Source organism: Neolewinella persica DSM 23188, assembly GCF_000373105.1.
Classification (GTDB): Bacteria; Bacteroidota; Bacteroidia; order Chitinophagales; family Saprospiraceae; genus Neolewinella; species Neolewinella persica.
The window spans coordinates 244,771-266,087 of sequence record NZ_KB890447.1; the positions used below are offsets into that span (position 1 = coordinate 244,771).

The window sequence follows — 21,317 nt, forward strand, 5'->3', positions numbered from 1 at the left end:
TTAAAGCGAAGGCTGAGCGCCGGGGCGCTGAGAAGAAGGGTTTAGGGCCATCAGGCCATTGCGGATAATGGCGCGCCGGGCCAGTTCGATCTTAAAATCGTTGTGACCGAACCCTTTTGCATTCGCCAGAATAATACCGGCAGCCTGACCAAAGGATTGTGCGGTTGGTGCCTTACCAACCAACAAGTCTTCAGCGGCGGATACACGCCAGGGCTGATGGGCAACGCCACCCAGTGCGATCCTCGCCCGCTTGATCGTTTTATTTTCGAGTTCGAACCCGGTAGCAACGCTTACCAGGGCAAAAGCATAGGAATTGCGATCCCGTAGTTTAAGGTAACTATGATGAGGGGCGAAACCAGTCGGTGGCAGATCGATAGACGTGATCAGTTCATTGGGTTGCAGCGTATTGTCCCGTTCTGGGTGGTCGCCGGGTAAACGGTGGAAGTCAGAAAATGAAATCTCCCGCGAACCGTCAGGGCCAGCCACCTGGACTACCGCTTCTAATGCCGCCAGTGCCACGCACATATCGGAAGGAAAAACTGCGATACACTTTTGGCTGTATCCCAGGATGGCGTGTAATCGGTTGTGCCCCTCTATCGCGGGGCAGCCCGATCCTGGATTTCTTTTGTTGCAGGGGGAGGCCGCATCGTAGAAGTAGTAGCACCGCGTGCGTTGCAGCAGGTTCCCCCCGTTAGTCGCACTGTTGCGAATTTGAGCCGTTGCTCCGGCAAGGATAGCTCGGGATAGCAATGGATACCGCTCCCGGACGATTGCATGATGCGCCGTAGCAGCATTCGAAACCAGCGCACCAAGCCTTAATCCTCCGTCCGGCAATTCCGTAATGGTTTTTAACTCAGACAAACCGTTTATATCCACCAGGCGATCCGGGTGCGTAAGGTCATATTTCCACAGGTCGATCAAGTTGGTGCCACCCGCGACAAAATTGCTTGCAGCATTGTCCGCAACTGCAGCAATTGCTGCTGCGGGAGTATCAGCCTTCAAGTATTTAAAGTTATTCATAACGACCAGCTTTTACTTCCATGATGGCATCAATAATGTTTGTGTTGGCCCCGCAGCGACACAGGTTGCCACTCATCAATTCTTTTACTTCCTCACGGGTCTGTGCGTGTCCTTCCGCGATGAGGGCTACGCCGCTGCATATCTGGCCAGGGGTGCAATAACCACACTGAAAAGCATCGTGATCGATGAAAGCCTTTTGCAGCGGATGCATTTCTCCTTCCACCGCAATGCCTTCGATGGTAGTAATCTCCGATCCGTTTTTCATCACGCCCAGGGTCAGACAACTCAGAATGCGCTCTCCGTCACAGATGACCGTACATGCGCCACACTGTCCGTGATCGCAGCCTTTCTTGCTGCCAGTCAGGTCGAGGTGGTCCCGTAAGGCATCCAATAAGGTGACCCAGGGCTCTAGTTGAAGCTTTGCTGGTTTACCATTAATCTGTAACTGAACTTCGTGGGAAGTGGCGCTTGGTGGACTATTCATTATGGGCGTAAAAAGGTAATTAGACAAATATGTCTACTATCCTAACCTGACAGTGTGGTTGGGTGTTCGCTAATCAAAAGGTAGCTTGAGTAGGGTTGGGACTTTTCTCCGTCCGTATGGAATGAGTCAGGTAATTATCGGAGCGATCCAATTGTTGATGAATAGCACAATTCTCGAATTAATCGACCCACAGCCCCGGTCTGCGTACCGGAAAGTTTCGCTCAATTTCCGGCGAGTTCTGGTCGGGCTTCAGGCCTTTCCATACCTGCATCATCCGCTCATCTTCGTAGGCTTTGGCCGCCAGTAAAAGACCGACGGTCTGCAACGGTACTTCGTCGAAGTTCTGTACGTCGGGAGGGTAGGGCCAGGAAGCTTTGTCTTCGATATAGGGCAGCATAAATGCCCAGCCCTTTTTTAAGCTGCGGTTGTTTTCGGTGAATTCCCACAGGTCATCTTCCGGAGTGGAGGCCAACTCCGCCAGAATGGAATAACCCTCCAGGTGGAAGAGCTCGTAGATGTAGGGTTTGGTGCGTTTGAGTTCATCGATGAATCCGCCCTCTTCGTTCATCTGCTCGGGTAGGAGGGCTTTGAAGCGCTGGCGCGCCAGTTGCATCTCGGCCTCCCGGCCGGTCAGGGTGGCGAAGGCGGCCACCTGGGCCGCGTACCAGGTACTGTGGTTGTTGCCGTGCATTTGCTCGTCCTGGCCGTATGGGTGAGTGGTCATCCAGGTCAGGTACTGATCGAACCAACCGGTGATGGTAGCAAGTTCTCCTCCCTTCAGGTAACCAAGGTCCCGCAGTACCTGGATGGCTTTAGCTACTTCGATCAGGTGAATCGTGTCGATGATGCCGATGCCGCGGCCGGTTACTTTTCCACTGATGGCCTGCGCGTAGAGCAGGTGTGGGGTCATGCTGGTGGTCGGGTCGACGAACCAGGTACGTAGGTACTTCATGGCATGGTCGGCGTACTTCTGATCACCGGTTTCCTGGTAAGCAGCAACCAAAGCGGATACGGCCTTCGAAAGATTAACCATCGCATGCCGATGGGCGACAAAATTATCGGGATTAGATTTCCCATCCCGGCGGATGTAAGGGCCATCCGGATTTTCGGGGTCGGGCCACCAGTAGTCACCTTCGGAGTAGAAGTCGCGCGGGCCACCCGCGCTGCGGGGGCTTACTGCTGCCGTAATGGGTATTGGTTGTTCGGCAAGCCAAACATCCGCTGGGTGGCTTTGGGCCGTTTCCGTTACGGCCGGGTCTTGTCCAGGTTTGCAGCTTACGGTAAGTAGGAGAAAGAGGATCAATGGCAGTAATTTTGGCATGGCGGAGTTGTTTTTGCGTCAAGATAACATAGTTTACCTGGAGGTGAAGGCATTGCTCCTTAAAAACCTGCTTTGCATCCTGCGACCGCGCCCTTATTAGAAGCTCTCCGACAGCCTGCTAGTGTCCTTAACTATGTAATGCAGGCGGACAGAATTCTGCTATACGCTACAACTTGCGTATTATGCATAACTTTAGGATCCACGTGCAAAATACCTGGTGGGCGGTCATGAACTCAGGAATCAGCCACTAGCCATTTAGCTTTCTTACTTTACCAATCTTTAGATTATTTGTATAGAAAAAAGATACTTGACCTTAGCGAATACTTCCTTTCACCTCATGTTCCGGGGGTGGTAGGTGGCGCATCATTGCTTAATTCAATTTGCTGGCTTAAGCGGTATATGTGCCTGGTGGTATTTGGCCTTTTTGTGGGAAACAGTTGCCTAACTGCCCAAGCAGGATTTCAAGGCCTAACTGCACCAATATCCTTTGAGCAACTGACGACCAGAGACGGTTTAGCCGCAAATAAAGTTATCTGTGTTACCCAGGACCAACAAGGTTTTATTTGGATCGGTACCCAGGAAGCCTTACACCGTTACGATGGCTATGAGTTGCTTAGTTTTACCCACGATCCTGATGACGAAACTTCCCTGTCGAACAGTACCGCGGAAGTCATTTATGTGGACCGATCGGGGGCGATTTGGGTGGGCACGTGGAATGGGCTGAATCGCTACGATCCCCTGGAAAACAAATTCACGCGCTACCTAAATGTTCCGGAAGGGGGGAGCGAAAATATAATACATGCCATCAGCGAAGATCAGGAGGGCCGGCTGTGGATTGGAACCAGCAAGAACGGCTTAAATCGTTATGACCCAATTGCCGACAGGTTTATCAGGTATGACCATGATTCGGAAAATAAGCAAAGCCTGAGCAGCGCCGTTGGCTTTAAAATATATCTTGATCGAAAAGGGACTTTATGGGTAGGTACCGGAGATCCCTGGGACGACTACACCAACTGGGGTGGGTTGAACCGCTACAATCCGAAAACGGATGCCTTTGTTCGCTACGAACATGATCCGACAAACCCTTCCAGTCTTGGCAACAATGAAATCAGTACACTTTTTGAAGATGAGGAAGGAAATTTCTGGGTAGCCACCTGGGGAGGAGGTTTGCAATTAATGGATAGGGAATTGGGAACTTTTACCGATCCAACCAAGGCTGACTGGCCTGCTACCGCGCCTGAGTGGCCCACCCTACGATTGGCGTTAGGTAAGGAAGCGACCATTACCTGTTTTCGGGAGGATCACTTGGGTGTTCTTTGGACCGGGGCTTTCCAGGGAGGGCTTGATCGCTTTGATCCCGAAGCGGGTACGTTTGATCATTATGAATATGATGCTGCAAAGCCAACCAGCCTGAGTGGCAATATTGTTTGGTCGCTCTTTGAAGATCAGCAAAATATTTTATGGGTAAGTACCTGGAATGGGCTTAATAAGGTACTGCCCAGGACCACTTCCTTTCAGGTAATCGGGCAAAAAACATCACAGGCCGCCGGCCTCGTAGATACCCACGTGGAAGAAGTTTTGTTGGACAAGCAAGGAAATATTTGGGCAGGAACGTGGGCGGGTCTTGAACGTATCGATGCGGTAAGCGGCACCTACAAATTATTCCGGATAAACAACCACTCTACTACCGGAACCCCCTCAGAGATGATCCTGTCTTTGCACCTGGACCAGGCAGATAATTTTTGGGTAGGGAGCCACCACTACGGATTGCTACATTTTCACCCATCAACCGGTCAGCTTAGGCCTCATCGAAAAGTGGATGCCCGAAAAATGCGATTTTACCTTGCCTCCATTACCGAGGGGCCATCAGGAGAAATATGGGTGACGGGAACTGAGGGGGTCAATAAGGTAGTGGCTGGAAGGGACGGTTTTGAGGCACTGCACGACCTGTCGGGGGACTTCCCGCAGCAGGTGTCTGGGAACGTACTTAGCCAATCGAAGGATGGAAATATCTGGCTTGGTGCAGACCAGGGTTTGTATAAAATATCGCCGGCCGGGACGAAAGTTACTGCGGTGCTGGAGGGGTACAACATCTCTACTGTCCTGGATGACGGCTCGATCGTATGGCTAGGTACAAATGGTGGGCAGTTATTAGCCTTTGATCCGGGTACCCGTGAGGTGACAAGCTTTTCGAAAGAAAATGGACTGCCAGGCAATACCATATGTGCCCTCATCAAAGACGAAAAGAACCGGTTGTGGGTTAGTACGGACCATGGCCTGGCCTGGTTAACGGAGGGGGCAAAGGAGCTCCAAACTTTCCCCGAGTACCAGTTGCCGCCAATTCAGACCTTTTACCCACACGCAGTAACTACTGCAAATGATGGAGACTTACTTTTTGGCGGAGATGGAGGCATCTTACGGTTTGACCCAACCACGGTTTATGTAGACAGTTTCGCACCCGTGCCCGTCATCACCGGCCTGATGATTTTCAACAATGATGCCGATACGTTGATCAGTCGGCAGGTGAATGATTCCGGTGAACTGGAGGCCTCTATTCATTTATCGTTTCGACAAAATGACCTGACCTTCAAATACGCAGGTCTGCATTTCGTCCGACCGGAAGCAAATGAATTTCGCTACTTACTGGAAAACTACGAGGAGGACTGGCGCTACGTCGGGGATCAGCGTACGGCCATTTATCCCAATCTTCCACCGGGAGAATATGTATTCCGGGTACAGTCCGCCAACCCTGAAGGGACCTGGAGCCAGCAGTCTGCCACGATGAATATCATCATTCGGCCGCCATGGTGGAAGACCCCTATTGCCTTAGCCCTCTTCATTGGATTATTGGTCGGGGCCATACTTTTCATCCGGATAAAGGAAAGGGAAAAGCTCCTTAAGTCTGAACGTGCCAAAGCGAGTGTAACGGAAGCCCGATTGCGGGCAGAAGTTGCCGAAGACAAGATGCAACAACTCCGGGAACTTGATGAATCGAAGGCCCGGCTTTATGCCAACATCACCCACGAATTTCGAACGCCGCTCACCGTCATTCTTGGCATGGTGGACAACATTCGTGGTCATCAGCAGGAACGAAACCTGATCGAGCGAAACAGCCAAAACCTGTTACGCCTCATAAATCAGCTGTTAGACTTGTCCAAATTGGATGCGGATGCCATGTCAATAACTTTGGCGCAGGGAGATATTATCCTCTACCTGCAATACCTGACCGAATCGTTTTATTCGATGGCCCAGGAAAAAGAAATCCGCCTGCTTTTTTACCCGGAGACGCCATCGGTGAATATGGATTTTGATGAGCAGGTTGTACAGCAAGTCATTTACAATCTGCTGTCTAATGCGCTGAAGTTTACGGATAAGGGTGGCAAAATATTGCTGCACGCCACGGAGGAGAAGCGGGGAGAACAATCTTTTTTAAAGCTCAAGGTCACCGACACGGGCATCGGGATTCCTCCAGAAGACCTGTCCCGTATTTTTGATCGATTTTATCAAACGGACAGTTCTTCCACCCGTACGCGCGGAGGAACTGGAATTGGGTTGGCCCTTACTAAAAAACTGGTCGAATTGATGGGGGGCACCATTGAAGTGGAAAGCTCGGTTGGTAAAGGAACGCTCTTCACCTTGTTTTTGCCAATACAAAACGAAGCAGCCGTACAGCATAAGGCGTTTCAGGCCGTCAGTACTTCTGTTTCACCTCCTGCGCCATCGTCGAAACTAAAATCATTTGCTGGCCTTGACCCTGAAGGCGAGAAGCCTTTACTCCTACTTATTGAAGACAATGCAGATGTCGTTTTTTACATTGTCGACTTATTAGCTCCCACCTATGAGGTCGTCACTGCTGCCAATGGCCAAAGTGGCATTGAAAAAGCCCTGGAGGTTGTTCCGGACATTATCATCAGCGATGTGATGATGCCAGGAAAGGACGGTTATGAAGTTTGCCTGATACTGAAACAAGACGAACGTAGCAGTCACATTCCCATTGTCTTGCTCACGGCTAAAGCAACCCATGAGGACCGGCTTAAAGGGCTCAAAGTTGGCGCAGATGCCTACCTGGTGAAACCTTTTCACAAAGAGGAGCTCTTCGTATGGTTGGATAATTTGGTCGTGCTTCGCAAAACCTTGCAAGGCACTTATTCCGGCACCTCCTCCTTGACTGAAACCTTACGGACCAAGCAGGACCCTACGCTTGAAGATCAGTTCTTGAAAAAGTTAATCACCGTCGTTACGGATCGAATAGATGATCCGGACCTGGGTGTTGTCCACCTTTGCCATGCAGCCCGGCTCAGCAATACGCAGGTGAACCGGAAGCTTAAGGCCTTGACGGGAAGAACCCCCAGCCAGTTTATTCGGTTTATTCGCCTGGAGCGAGCGGCAGAATTATTGAAAACGACGGAAAACAACATCTCTGAAGTCGCCTACTCGGTGGGTTTTAATGACCCCAACTACTTCACCCGGGTGTTTTCTGATGAGTTTGGCTTTCCACCGGGGGGAATTCGTAAGTAGTTGATATGCAGTTATTAAGGGGGTGTTTTTCAAGGTAAATGGTGAATATGTGCTACTCTTATTTCGCTGATGTGGAATAGGTGAAGAGTACTTGGAGCGGCTAAGTTGCACTTTGCGATTGTTCTTAAGGAGGCGCGCCTCCTGCTACTATCCACCTAATCGAACAACTATGAGATCCTTTATTCTTTTGCTGGCTGTTGTGAGCTTTTTACTCCCTATTCACCTATCTGCCCAAGAGGCGGATACCCAATACGCCATCCTGGAATACATGAAGGTTGAAGGGGAAGCCCGGTATGGGAGAAGCCTGCCAGGACTGCCAGGCCGCCTGGAAACATATCCAGGAAGCATGCAAAAAAGTCAGCTACATAATTGGTTGGTAACTCGAAGATACCCTCTGTGCGGGTGGAACCGATGCCTCCTGTCATGATACCGCAATAGCGAATCTGTAGGCGCGAACGCAGGGGCCATAAAAGGTAAAAGAGCAAGGTGGACAATCACCCCCCTCCGCTGCTCAAAACCTTACTATGCACCTGCGGCCCCGCCCAAAAAACATGCCAATTAAATAACTACTTGCCTCGTGCCTGTAGCTAAGATCCCTAAGAAGAACATCACCTGTAAATAACAGATCACCATGTCATCCTTCAATAGAAATATCCAAAAAGCAGTAAGTAAAAAAGCGCGCTTCTTGCCCATTTTTTCTTCCCTGGAAACCTTATGCTTCTTATGCGCGCTACTCTTCAGTATCCCCCTTTCTGCTCAGTCCTGGGGCGCTCCTAAAAAAGACCGTTGCATCGGTAGTGGTATAGCCACCTACTCTGCCAAACTGGCGAACGACGGCGGCAAGGGCTGGGAAGCTGCGGCCAAAAGCACCTCCATCCGCATTCTTGGGATCAACCAAGGTACCCCCGACCGGACCAGCAACCAGGGATGGGGCGGCATGTGGGGTGAATGGGACATCAAAGATGCTTCCTGCCTGCCCAAATGGGGTGCTCCAAAAAAGGACCGCTGCATCGGAAATGGCAGGGCTACTTACTCCGCCCGCTTAGCCTCAACGGCCGGCATGAGCTGGGAAGCCGCCGCCAAAAGTACCTCCATTCTTATCCAGGGCGTTGATCGGGGACGCCCGGTCCGCACCAGTAATCAAGGTGTCGGCGGTATGTGGGGCGAATGGGACATCCCGGACAATACCTGTACCCCTAAGTGGGGAGCAGCCAAACGTGACGATTGTAAAGGCAATGGCATCGTACAGTACTCCGCCCGCCTGGCTTCTGATGCCGGAATGGGCTGGGAAGCTGCCGCCAAAAGCACTTCCATTACCATCAACGGTATCGACCAGGGCCCACCCAAACGCACGAGCGACCAGGGTGCCGCCGGTGGTATGTGGGGCGAATGGGAAATTAAAGACGATACCTGCGTGGCCAGATGGGGCGCAGCTAAAAGCGATGGCTGCAAAGGCACTGGCATCGTGCAGTACTCCGCCCGCCTGGCTTCTGATGCCGGGCTGGGCTGGGAAGCTGCCGCCAAAAGCACTTCCATTACCATCAACGGTATCGACCAGGGCCCACCCAAACGCACGAGAGACCAGGGTGCCGCCGGTGGTATGTGGGGCGAATGGGATATTGAAGACAATACCTGTGTGGCCAAATGGGGCACACCAAAAAAGGATGATTGTAAAGGCACCGGCATCGTGCAGTACTCCGCCCGCCTGGCTTCTGATGCCGGGCTGGGCTGGGAAGCTGCCGCCAAAAGCACTTCCATTACCATCAACGGTATCGACCAGGGGCCACCCAAACGCACGAGCGACCAGGGTGCCGCCGGTGGTATGTGGGGCGAATGGGACATTGAAGACGATACCTGCGTGGCCAGATGGGGCGCAGCTAAAAGCGATGGCTGCAAAGGCACTGGCATTGTACAATACTCTGCCCGCCTGGCTTCCGACGCCGGGCTGGGCTGGGAAGCTGCCGCCAAAAGTACTTCCATCGTCATCAATGGCGTCAACCGGGGTACGCCGACACGGACCAGCGACCAGGGCGCCGCTGGTATGTGGGGCGAGTGGGACATTAAAGACGATACCTGCTTACCCGAATCGAAGATCGCCAAGTGGGGAACCTGGACCAAACAAGATTGTACCGGAAGTGGTAAGCGAACCTACTTTGCTCGCCTTGAGAACACCCAAACCGAGGATTGGAGTACTGAATGCAGCAACACCCCACTAACGGTTAATGGCATTTATTTCCCCCGACCGGACCGTTGTGTCGACAAAGGAATTGCGGGAATGTGGGGAGAAGTTGATCTTGAAGCTTCCGATTGTAAGGCCGAGGTCACCTTACCAAACGGCTATGCCGTTCGACTTAGCGAACAGACCCGCACCGGCAGAACTGACTTTACGGAAGGCAAAGGGCAGAGTAGGATCCTATTTGAAGACGGACCATTGGTGTACCCAAACCAAACCAAGTTTGCTTTTGATAAAAACCTGTTCAGTATGGCTATTATGTCAGATACACAAATAGGGTTTTGTGTAAGTACCCCCTGTAAAGATATTGCCGGGACGAGTGAAACGGCAAATCGCTGGCACATTCAGAGCCTGGTCACCGCAGCAACGGAGACGCCTAATTTTGCCGGGACAATTATTAACGGAGACTTAACCAACGTTGCGGACGACGCCCAGCTAGCCTTTTTCGAGGAAGAATACCTCAACCGGGGACTAAATCTCTACTTAGGTTTAGGCAACCATGATTATGACAATTACGCACTAAGTTGGGCAGCTTACGGAGGAAATGCCCATGCAGCGAACGGGAGAGGTGCCAGGCCACTCGATCAGATGGCTGAACACATAAAAACTATTCCAGGTGCTACTAATAACGGAGCCCGGCCCGACTTAATGGAATCACGGTTCAAAAATAAAGGCAGCTACGCTTATGGATTCAACATTGGAAAGTTTCATTTCTTACAGTTACAGAACTATCCATCCTATGAGATTGATCTCCACGTTTACCGTTCGGGTAGAATGGCCACCACTCATTTTGAAGTAACGAAATCATTGGATTGGTTAGAAGCACAACTAAAACGGATTCCCAAAGATGAGCCCGTTGTACTTAATATGCACGCCATTGATGCCAATGCCTTTCATTCTCGTGGTAATCCAGATGCTGCAACCGCTAAAAGTTTGTCGGTACGGGATACTTTATCCGAGTTGGAACGGTCTTCAAACACCTCCGAAGATTACCGCCGGTTTACCGAAATTTTAAGTGAGAACCCCAACGTTATTGCCATTTTCGCCGGCCATTTGCACGAAAGAGTCGGTCAGTACGATTACGGACAAAGTTACTCCTCACCCGTAAAGAAGAATTGGAAAGTAACCCTCCCGGGAGATGAAACAAGAACAGTGCCCATCTTTTTTGGTGGAGCAGCTGAGTACATGAAGTACCCACTGGTCAAGTTCGATTACGTGAAAAAAGAAATGACCGTCGAAGTTATTAATTCTGAGAATGGGAAGTTTGAGCGCGTACAGGAAAAAATTGTAGTGGACTTCAACTATATTTTACCCTAAAAAGTACTGGTGCCAGAGAGGTTGGATGAGTCTGGTAGTTTTAACGGCCAGAGTAATCTTCTTGGAGGGCAGAATTAGTTGTATAGTTAAGGAGTCAGGGAGTAAGATGGTGCCGGCCGCATTGTTTGACTCCCTGACTGTTTGACTAATTGACTCGTCCAGCTTCCTCCCCAATCCCAGTATCCCGCTTCCGGCGCTGAATTTTCTGGTTGCCGAAGGTATAGCTAAGTGACAGCGCCACCCGCCGACTATCGTAATTGCCGCCACCGAAGCCTTGCTGGCCATTAAAGTTAGTTTCGCCCGACCAACCCACCTGGTAAAACAGGTCATTACCAGCGAGTTTAACGTTCAGTTGATCGTTGAAAAACTTGCGCTGCAGGCCCAGGTTAAACGACCAGCTCTCGTCGTACTCAAACACCCCGCCCCAGATGCCGGGCCCGGCGAAGAAGCCACCGATCTCCCCCGTAAAATTCCACGGAAGCTTGAAGGTATGCTGCGTAAAAATGTTGTAGCTGAAGGCCTGCAGGTCGATCACCGCGCCGTCGCCATAGTCAGCCTGGTTGTCGATGTGGCTGGCGCTGAGGTTGAAAAAGGCGTCCCATTTCGGTGTAACGGTGAAGGGTAGGGCGGCGTTGAAACTGATGACGGTGTTCTCGGCCAGGTTGTCCCAGCTAATGAAGCCGGCGCGGGGGTCTACCGGGTCGGGACCGATCAGGCGGGTGATCTGGTCACTGGTCTTCGAGTAAGCTAGCTTGAAATTGTAGCGGTAGGCGAGGGTGTAGCCCAGTTCTACGTTGTCGACGATCTCCGGGTTCAGGCGCGGATTACCGAGTTCGAAACTCAACTGGCTGACCTGGATGCGGAAGGGGTTGAGCACGTTGTAGTCGGGCCGGTTGATGCGCCGGCCGTAGTTCAGCGCCAGGCTGTTGCCCTTCTCCGCGTCGAGCTGGTAAGTCAGACCCGCGGAGGGGAAGAAGCTGACGTAGTTGAGTTCCACCGGCGGCTCCGCCTGCCCGTTGAAGGCGGTGAGGATGCCCGTGGCATCGGTGATCTCGGCCCGCAGACCGGCGGCGTAGCTGACGCGGTCGGAGAAACTACCGTTGTAGCTGAGGTAACCCGCGTAGACGTGCTCATCGTAGGCGAAAATATTGGACTGGTCGACGTTGAAGGTCTCCACACCACCAATTTCGTCGAAGAGCTGGAAGCTGTTGTCCGTCCCCACCTGGCTCAGTTTGATGCCGGTGCCGAACTGGCCTTTGCCGAGCGGCCGTTCGTAGTCGACCTTGAAGGTGGCGATACTGATGTCGGTGGGCGTATCGAAACTGTTGGTGATCTCGCTCAGCTCCGTTGTCCGGTCGGGCGCGAAGTAGACGTTGGGCTGGCGGCGGAAGGCGCGGTTCCGGAAGGTACCGTAGTCGAGGTCGACGTTCAGGCTCGTGCCCTTACCCGCATCGAAGCGGTAGTTGAGGTTGAAGGTGGCGCGGTCCTGGTCGTCGTCCGAGCGGGAGCGGGCCAGCAGGATGCTGTCTACTGGTTGGTCGATCAGCGCGATCTCGATGTCGGACCGGTTCGTCTGGATGCCGTGCTGCGTCTGCCCGTCGAAGAGGATGCCGAGGGTTTGTTTGTCGGACAGGAAGAAGTCGGCCCCCACGCGGCCGTTGACGTTGTTCCAGGTAAAGAAATTGCGGCTGTCTTCCAGTGTTTGCAGGCCGTTCTGGAAGGTCAGGAAATCGACCTGGGAGAACTGCCGCCCGTCGTTGCTACCCACTTGCCCGAAGACGTTGAGATTTCGGTTGCGGTAATTGCCCGCCACCGAGCCGTTCATCTTCTGGTAGCGGCCCTGGCTGATGGTGTAGTTGGCCGTGCCGTTGGCGCCTTCCTGATCGCTTTTCCGCAGGCGGATGTCGAGGATACCAGCGTTGCCTTCCGCCTCGTACTTCGCGCCGGGGTTGGTGATGATGTCGATGCGGTCGATCTGTTCGGCGGTTAGGTTGCGGAGGTAGTCGGCGAGGTCGGCGCCTGCCAGGGGCAGGCGTTTCCCGTCTACGTAAACGAGCACGCCGCTGCGGCTCAGTACGTTGATGTTGTCGTTATTGTCGATGGTGACGCCCGGGGCTTTGCGCAGCAGGTCCAGCCCGTTTTCGCCTACGGCGTTGATGGTGCCCTGGACGTTGAAGACGGTGCGGTCGGGTTTGATCTCCACCAGCGCGCGTTTGGCGGTGATGGTGGCACCTTCCAGTTCTACGGCGGCGGGGGCGAGGCGGAGGATGCCCAGGTCCAGATTGCTGGTGACGGAGAGTTCTTTCACCAGGTCTGGTGCGCCTAGGTAGGTGGCGATGAGGGTGTAGTCGCCAGAGGCTACGTTGGTCATGCGGACAATGCCGGCGTCGTTGGTGGTTTCAACTTTGACGAGGTTGGAATCTGCGTACAGGGCTATGTTGGCGTAGGGGACGGGGGCGGAATTGGCGTTTTGTAGTTGGGCGGTTAGGGTGTTTTGGGCGCGGGCGCTGGTGCAGAGGAGGGTTAATAGCAGGGCTAGAGACAGGCGGGTAAGTCTTTTCATCTAGAGGATGTTGGTTTGGAGGGACGAAGGTCGGGTTTTTGTAGCTGTCTATGGTCGAGTGGTCTCCGGCCCGAGTAGTACCGTGCGGCAGCACTACGGTGTTGCGCGCACAGGTCTGAGACTAAGAGATCACAAAGAATACCTCCTGTCGCTCCTTCATCGTGGTTGCGTCTAATGGGAAGCGTACATTGGGTTCTCCTTGGAGGTAGAATGTACAGAATTTTGGGCTTTGCGGCCATCGCTAGAAATCGCTCGTCGGCCGAGGCGGGCGCTAGCCCTGACTCGTCCGCCGAGTGATTTTGGGTCTTTAACGACTGCTCGGCCGACGAGTCAGGCCTAACGGCCGCCTCGGCGGACGAGCTAAAACCGTCGCCAATCTTCAAATTCTGCACACTCTACTTCCGGGGAGAACCCAAACCTTTAGTAGTCAGTAAATATTAGCACAATTACCTTTATCAAACCCAAACACAAAAAAATTGAACAAACTCCTACCCCTACTAACAATCCTTTCGTTCACCTACTTCCAATCACCTCTCCACATGCTAAAAGATGGATGACGAAGAAAATATATGAAAGGGGGACCTATCCCTACACAAGAGAACATGCGCCTAGTAGCACGTTGAATGCTTCAGCTAAAGAGTTGAGTAAATGGATGGTTTCTTTTCTTCATAGCCTGGCTGGCCCAGACTTAAATATTGATCATTTGGCGATGATAATGCCCACATTTGAGCCATATCCATACACCGGTTTGGGGTTTCAGTTAAGTGCGCTTAACGGGAAAAAAACAATTGGCCATTATGGGGGTGATAGAGGCTTTAGAAGCTGTTTGATCATGATTCCGGAAGAAAACATTGGCTTAGTCTTATTGGCAAATTGTGACTATGAGGAAGATTTCAGGCAGGAGATATTGCATCCGATCGTTAAGCTCATGCTGGCGGGGTATGACTAATGGGGGCAAACCAAATTGTCGCATAGCGCGATGCTTTAGGGTGACGGCCTTACCTGCATTAACCGCCGCAGGCAGCCGCGTAGCGCAATCAGGCCTGTGCTACAAAGCTCTAACGAGCTGAACCGATGCTCGCTACCGCTCGTAGCGGCTACCGCCTTTGCTACGTTTGGTTTGCGCCATAACTAGTCGTAGCATTGGCTTCATCACCAAAGTGGATGGTTTAGTGCTGACAACACTTAAACTAAATAGCTTACAAAGCTTAAAAGTCAATTAAAGCTAAGAATAAATGAAAAATAATAGTCAAATACGAATAGACGATATTTTTAATATTGAGACGATACATTACCTTAGAGTTATGTCGTTAGTAAGCAATTGTACGATTTTGTTGTCGTTTTTTTTATTAATAAGCTGTAGTAATGAGTCTGCTAACAATAAAGATATTCCCCAGAGTGAAGTGGTAAGTGTAGTAGGTGCTGAAAAATCAGCTGTAAGCGAAGTGGAAAGTAGAAAAGATATTGATGCAGATTCTTTCAGGATCACAGAAAGAATCACAGATTATTATCATTTATTTGGAATAGGAGTAGATTTAAATTATTTCAAAAACCTGACTAGAGCGCAAGCGCACAAACAAAAGAGTTTTGTACTCGGTACGCTCAACCATAACAAAGGATTTTTAAGATTTCATACAAGCAATACTCCTCTGGATTGGGATGGAGACGCTGAAACGGAATGGAGTTATGAGATGACTTATTGGAATTTAAAAGATAGCAGAAGGTTTATTGCTCTGGTCACCAATGTAGTAACATGGGTTTCAGAAGAGACAGACTCAACTGCTTTTTACGTTCATGATAGAGAAGGTGTTAAGAAAGTTCATTGGGATGGATTCTCTTGGGACCTGGGCGATTTTATTGGGCAAGAATATGAATCACTGTTTGACGAACGTGTATGGACTCATCCACCAGTATATATTATGCTTCCAGAAGAGGGTAAAGAAATACAAGTAGAGCTGGCGTTTCATGAATATATGGAAAATGAAAATGCTTATGGTGTTTATGATTCATTACAGCTCTTTGAAAAAGAGTCCATGCTAAAGTTTAACCCACTTACGGATTTTTAAGTTGATAGTTGTTAAAATGAAAAGTGGTTACTTGCACAGTATTGCTGGAAAAATTTAAAATGCATTTATAGACGGACCCCGATTACATTTATGCATGGGCTTATGTCATTTGGCCGTTACGTCTCGTTGAATGAGGCAAAGTAGCTCCATCAGAACAGCATTTGGGGTAAACGACCGTTGGTCATCGTGACTCGCCTGAACGGCGCAATGATGTTAGCTAATATTAGCATATTTTGTTGGCAGCTGAGGAGGTTCGTGTAGCTCAGCCAATTGGCCCCAGAAAAAAAATGCCCAATGCGAAACCTATTATTCATCAGTCTGCTATGCTTATTTGCTTGTCATAACCCAGCAGAAACAGGAAGCAAGGCCACCCCGCCCACCGAGGACCGCAGCATGAAAGTACTTGGCCTAATTGGCGGTACCTCCTGGCATTCTACCATAGACTACTACCGTTACATTAACGAAGCCGTCAATGAGCATTTTGGGGACAATACCAATCCGCCCCTGATGGTGTTTACCATGGATCAGGCTAAGGTGCATAAATACCAGGTGGAAGATAACTGGTCGGGTATTGCTGATATGCTGGTAGAAGGCGGCAGGCGCCTGCAAAATGCAGGCGCAGAAAAGCTCCTGTTCTGTGCGAATACCCCCCATAAAGTCTACGGCCAGGTAGAGCACCAACTAAGCGTTCCCATCATACACATCGCGGATGCGACGGCAGAAAACATCAAAGAAAGAGGTATTGAAAAAGTTTGCTTCTTAGGGACAAAATATTCCATGACCGAAGACTTTATTACCAAACGAATTGCGGACAACGGCATCGAAGTATTAGTACCTGACGACGCTAAGGTTATCGACGAATTGCACCGCATCATCATTGAAGAATTGACTTATGGGGAAATTGTTCCTGCATCAAAAAAGTATGTCCTGGAGGTAATTCAATCATTTGTGGACCAAGGCGTCAAAGGCATAATTTTAGGTTGTACAGAATTTCCTTTGATGATAAAGGAAGATGATTTAGAGATTCCGTTGTTTAATACAACCGAGATTCATGCGAATGCTGCGGTTGATTATATTTTGGAGGAATTTGAATGGGAACGGGACTAAGGGGTGTTGTGGTCCGCCAGCCTGACGGGATAGGCAAATACGCTTCGATCATCCAAAAATAGATGCAGGCTAACGAAAACAAGTCCGTAAACGGCCTTGCTGCAACAGACGAACCCCCAGCCCTGGTGTGGTAAGACCGTAGGTCCGTCTCTCGTAGCGTTAGGGTTTGCCCCAATGTTTTCGTTGTACCGTGCCTCCCTAAGAAACAAAGCATCCAGTATTCTTCCTCTGCCTTTCAACTTCCCCCGCACCTGCGCCCCCGCCCCATAATCTTCCAGGACATTAATGGAAACAAAATCTCAAAATAAGGCTTAAAAGTAGCAACCGGAACATAAAACTGGCAAATCATGAACGATACGAACATCCCCGTCGAAGCGCAAACCTTACATGAGGAAGCCCGCCAGCATGGAGGAAAGGCGAATACGATTTAGCGGGCCAAAAACTACTACGTGCTAACGAGATAGCCCGAAAATGGGCCTGCCCATTATACGATCTGGGCTACACCTACCTGCTGCAACAGGACTTCCCCAATGTGCATAAGTACTACTGAAGGACAAACCAGCAGTACATTGTTCTTTAGTAAATAAGAAAATATGGATGGTTTCGTATTGAAAGGGCGTAGTTGTTACCGGGAGTCTGTTTATTTTTCATATATTATGGCTTCAGTTGATTACTTAAATAAGTAAATATGAAACTATCAAATGATAGACGCCCGTTCGAAGTATCAAACCGAACCATAAAAGACCTGGGAAGCCTACCGGCCAGACTTGTTGTAAATCAAATTTCAAACTCTATAGAGACGTACGATAATAGTGTCATATCAGAAATTGCACCATCTATTACCAGTGATGATCTTAAAAATTTTAAGAAGCAACAAAGATATATATTGATTATAGGTGCAGGTGCCAGTTACAGTATCACCAATAAGATATTACTTGCCAGCCAAGCTGCAAAAAAGATAAGGAAAAATTTAAAAGTCGATAAAAGTACTAAGGTAGGTAAGCTAATTGACGACGAATTGAAAAAGTTAACTACGGTTTATAAATTAAATGAAGATGACTTCGAGACCCAATTATTTGCTTTCAGCAAGTATTTCCCAGAAGAAGTAGTAGAGGAGTTAAGAAAAATATATAACGTTAGATATGAAGTCGGACGGTTTTATGAAGTCGTCGCCCATATGTTCAAGCATAGGTTTATTGACGTGATCATTAACTATAATTTTGATGAATTACTTGATAACGCTATTGATGAAGAAATTAAAAATGAAGACTTTACGGTGGTTTATAGTGATGGGCACTGCCCGCAAGATTACCGAAAAGACTTATTGAATGAAAAAAACAGGGGTTTAAAGTATCCTATTTATATTAAACCCCATGGAACTATCTCCCATCCGAGTACCATGAGGTTTACCCGCGATGATTACTACACGATTTCGGATGATATTGACAATTTGATAAAAGACTTATTGAAGGGGGAGCATAACGATGAAGATCATAAGTACGAAATAAACTTGTTGGTTGCGGGGTTTGGGATGAAGTCGTTCGAACTCAATCAATTGATAAAAGAGACGAATTCAGGATGCGTTATCAATACGCATATTTTTGACCACGCTCCTCCGGATAAATATATCTCGGAGCTGCACAATGAGTTCCAATTATATGATACCGTAAAGCATCCTTTTAGTTGTATGGAGGATTACATGTCCCTTGAAGAATATAAGGCAATTGATAAACCAATCTATAAGGGACCATTATTTTACCATTCCTACTATCGGACATCTGACGACAATTCAATTGACAAGTTCATAACCAAGATGTGGAAGGAAATAATGAATTTGTATGATGCGCCTTACAAACCCAAGGATATTACCAGGCATATATTGATAAGTACATTGTTTCAGAATAAGTCCGATTTGCTTAACTCATATACGAGTGAAGTACATTACTTTGAAGAGAGGACCTATGTTGAAATAATAATTCTATACTTGAAGAGTGATGGAATAATTAACGAAACAATTATTAATAAGAGCAGAGTTAGAAAATATTACCGACTTTATAAAAAAGCATCAGGTCAGTATTCTTTAAGTCAGATTCTGGTGAAATTAGGGTTTCAGGTGTATAAGGGTTACCTGACGGATACATACGTTCATTCCAAATTTAAGAAATTTGGCAATGCAAATGCTATTGCTAAAGGTATGTACACTGCCTTGTCTAAGAATATTAAAAATGTAGTAATTTTAGATAGGTTAAAGAAAAGGAAAAACGATATCATCAACGATCACTTTAGAAAACTAAAGGAGAATAATAGATTAGTCGTTGAGTACTCTGAAGAGGTTAAATATGATTTACGGTTTAATAATCTTGAAAACCATTCTCTTATCCGAACGGATTTACACTGGTCTTATGAGTATCAGAAAATCTTAAAAGCGGATGATTGGGATTTAGCACTTACGGTATCAGAGATGGGGCGGTTTCTGCTTTCAGATGCAAATGCTAAGTTTTTAGAAGGCAAAAAAGTTGAAGTAGTACTCGCTAACTACGGAATCAATCGTGAGAAAAACATCTTTAGTAAAATAGACAAAAAATTGTTGCTTTCGGGGAAATTATTCGAGATTCCCTGGTGGATGCACAATCAACATATGATTGTCTTTCTTAAAAAGGTCGACAAATTTTGCCCAGGCTGCTTAGAGAATAATCTTCTCCCCATCGTAGGGTTCTATCACAGCGGAAGGTTGCTTGACCGAAATGTTAGTCCGATTATTTTAAAGGACATAGACAACTTGCACACCTTGGTAAATAACTTTACGAATTATTGGCAGAGAGCTGGAGCAGTGAAGAAGCCTCAGTTAAAATCCACAAATATTGATTCTTTTGAAGAGCTCAATTCCGTAAGGGAGAAATTATTGAAAAGGTATAGAAAATAATTTTTTCGACTCAAATCCGGGCGTAATACAGCGGAACCGGGAACGGGAGTACTACATAATGAGTTATTGTGTTTAGAGATAATGGCTTTACTGCGTGACCCACTTTCTGCAACGGTCTCCTCATTGCTGGTGGTACCCTGTGGGTTTCCATTTTAAATCCGGTGGAAACTGTGCTGGGGGCTCAAGCGATCGACATGCTTGGCCGCGCCATGCGCCGGCAATTTTACAGCGGCGCCAACTTTGCGATGGCTACCGCTCGCTTGCCCCGGGGCACTTACTGGTTGAAGGTCAGTGCAGAGCGCGAGGCTTGGATGCAGTAGGTTGTGATGCAGTGGGGGGGTTAGGTGCGCGCGCAGGCTAAGACCCCGCAAGCCAAAATAAAAAGGAGGTTTCATAACTATATGAAACCTCCTTACCTACAACAAGGAATACAAACGAGGTGAAAACACCCGATCATTTCTTATTGCGTAATTGGTTGCCGCAATGTAATGGCGCTTTCCCCTTCCGAAATGCCGTTTTTGGATAAAATACTAGCTCAAAAGGAATAAGACTCTGCCATAAGCTATGTTTTTTTGCCGGGCCTCCCCCGCACCTTTAAGGCGTCAGGAATATCCTGGATCGGTTGTTTACGGGCTTGCTTGTTTTTTAAACGTATCTTGTCTGTTCACGCGTGCAAAACAGCCCGAACCCGTAATGCTAAACTTAAAAGAAGATCCTGCCTCAGAGCACGTAAGAGAAATGGCAGCACACTTCAACGCAAAATTTGATAATGGCAACGATGCTTCTACAATTACCGTTAACAACGATCAAGCAAAAGGATTCATCAGTTCTTATCGATTATTCGCTGGCTTGTCAGTATGGGTTTACAACATCACTTTTTGCGAAGACTTCATAGTTAACCTTGGTCTTTCGGAAGACCGGCCATATTACTTTAGCTACAACGTAAAGGGGCATTTTTTTCATCGATTCGGTGACCACGAAGAATTCGTCAAGGTGTTACAGAATCAAAACATGATTGTTGTAAGCAGCCCCGAGAATTCCGTTCAAATTGTATTCCCTAAAGAGGTTAAGCTTGAAATAGCGGTAATAATTGTTGACGTAAAGTTGTTGGAAGAGTTAAATATAAGAAATGCAAAAAGGATAAATTTTAAAATACAAAAAATATTTCAAAACATTCCTCACGATTATCCTTTCAGGCACCTGGGGGAGATTGATGCAGAGACTGGAAAGTATGCTGCTATCGTGTGTAAGAACAATGATATTGATCTGATTGGTGGTCTCCTCACGGAGGGCGCTGTCTTGAACATGCTGGCAACACAACTCAGGTCGTTTAGGGAAGATAGGGTAGTCAACCATGGTTTTGAGTTAAGTAGATCCGAACTGTCGAGGATAACTTCTCTGGGAGATTACATTATTGAGAATTTAGAGGAAAAAGTGACGATAAAAGAATTAAGCAAACTGTTTCAACTAAGCCAAAAGAAATTACAGATCGGTGTCAAGCATTTATACGGAGAAACGGTAGCGCATTATATTTTAAACTTACGCATGGGGCAGGCTAAATTTCTGTTCGATACTACGGGGCTTAACGTCTCAGAAGTTTGTCACCGGGTTGGGCTGTCCAGTCAAAGTAATTTTTCCAAAACATTCAAAAAAAGGTACGGCTTACTACCTAGCGTTTACAGGAAAAAAACGACATCGTAAATGCTGGCGCTTATTAATGTTTATCCCACAATACTGGACATTTTTGTTTAGCCCTCTTTATTCC

Annotated in this window: 11 protein-coding genes; 7 read left to right on the forward strand and 4 right to left on the reverse strand. The window is 48.4% G+C overall.

Features of this window, described 5'->3' with window-relative positions:
• The 3 genes from B036_RS0120015 to B036_RS0120025 form a co-directional block, all read right to left on the reverse strand.
• Entirely contained in the window at positions 1-1,020 is a 1,020-nt protein-coding gene (locus tag B036_RS0120015) for an FAD binding domain-containing protein (protein ID WP_020570514.1), read from the reverse strand.
• Complete coding sequence (locus tag B036_RS0120020; RefSeq protein WP_020570515.1) at positions 1,013-1,504, reverse strand: (2Fe-2S)-binding protein; 492 nt, start codon at positions 1,502-1,504, stop codon at positions 1,013-1,015. The genes B036_RS0120015 and B036_RS0120020 overlap by 8 nt, the downstream gene beginning before the upstream one ends.
• Positions 1,505-1,682: 178 nt before the next feature.
• Positions 1,683-2,825: an alginate lyase family protein gene (locus B036_RS0120025; RefSeq protein WP_020570516.1), complete on the reverse strand. Its 1,143-nt coding sequence runs from the start codon at positions 2,823-2,825 to the stop codon at positions 1,683-1,685.
• Between the two features lie 288 nt (positions 2,826-3,113).
• Here B036_RS0120025 and B036_RS0120030 point away from each other — a divergent pair, with 288 nt between their 5' ends.
• The gene (locus B036_RS0120030; RefSeq protein WP_157472257.1) at positions 3,114-7,343 is read left to right on the forward strand and encodes a two-component regulator propeller domain-containing protein; all 4,230 of its coding nucleotides are present in this window, start codon (positions 3,114-3,116) and stop codon (positions 7,341-7,343) included.
• 631 nt (positions 7,344-7,974) lie between these two features.
• Positions 7,975-10,893, forward strand: a complete 2,919-nt coding sequence (locus B036_RS0120040) for a metallophosphoesterase family protein (RefSeq protein WP_044103233.1) — start codon at positions 7,975-7,977, stop codon at positions 10,891-10,893.
• Positions 10,894-11,038: 145 nt separating this feature from the next.
• On the opposite strand, the gene B036_RS0120045 is transcribed toward B036_RS0120040, so the two are convergent.
• Positions 11,039-13,456, reverse strand: a complete 2,418-nt coding sequence (locus tag B036_RS0120045; RefSeq protein WP_020570521.1) for an outer membrane beta-barrel protein — start codon at positions 13,454-13,456, stop codon at positions 11,039-11,041.
• A 553-nt stretch (positions 13,457-14,009) separates the two neighbouring features.
• Here B036_RS0120045 and B036_RS0120050 point away from each other — a divergent pair.
• The 5 genes from B036_RS0120050 (at position 14,010) to B036_RS0120075 (ending at position 21,253) form a co-directional block, all read left to right on the forward strand.
• Positions 14,010-14,405: a serine hydrolase gene (locus tag B036_RS0120050; protein WP_020570522.1), complete on the forward strand. Its 396-nt coding sequence runs from the start codon at positions 14,010-14,012 to the stop codon at positions 14,403-14,405.
• A gap of 286 nt (positions 14,406-14,691) precedes the next feature.
• A complete protein-coding gene (locus B036_RS0120055; RefSeq protein WP_020570523.1) occupies positions 14,692-15,522 on the forward strand; it encodes a hypothetical protein in 831 nt (276 codons plus the stop codon).
• A gap of 294 nt (positions 15,523-15,816) precedes the next feature.
• Positions 15,817-16,629 (forward strand): aspartate/glutamate racemase family protein, encoded by an 813-nt coding sequence (locus tag B036_RS0120060; RefSeq protein ID WP_020570524.1) that lies wholly within the window; start codon positions 15,817-15,819, stop codon positions 16,627-16,629.
• A gap of 688 nt (positions 16,630-17,317) precedes the next feature.
• Positions 17,318-19,552 carry an SIR2 family protein gene (locus B036_RS0120065; RefSeq protein WP_020570525.1) on the forward strand — a complete coding sequence of 745 codons (2,235 nt, stop codon included), beginning with the start codon at positions 17,318-17,320 and terminating at the stop codon, positions 19,550-19,552.
• A 693-nt stretch (positions 19,553-20,245) separates the two neighbouring features.
• Positions 20,246-21,253: a helix-turn-helix transcriptional regulator gene (locus B036_RS0120075; protein WP_020570527.1), complete on the forward strand. Its 1,008-nt coding sequence runs from the start codon at positions 20,246-20,248 to the stop codon at positions 21,251-21,253.
• Positions 21,254-21,317 lie beyond the last annotated feature (64 nt).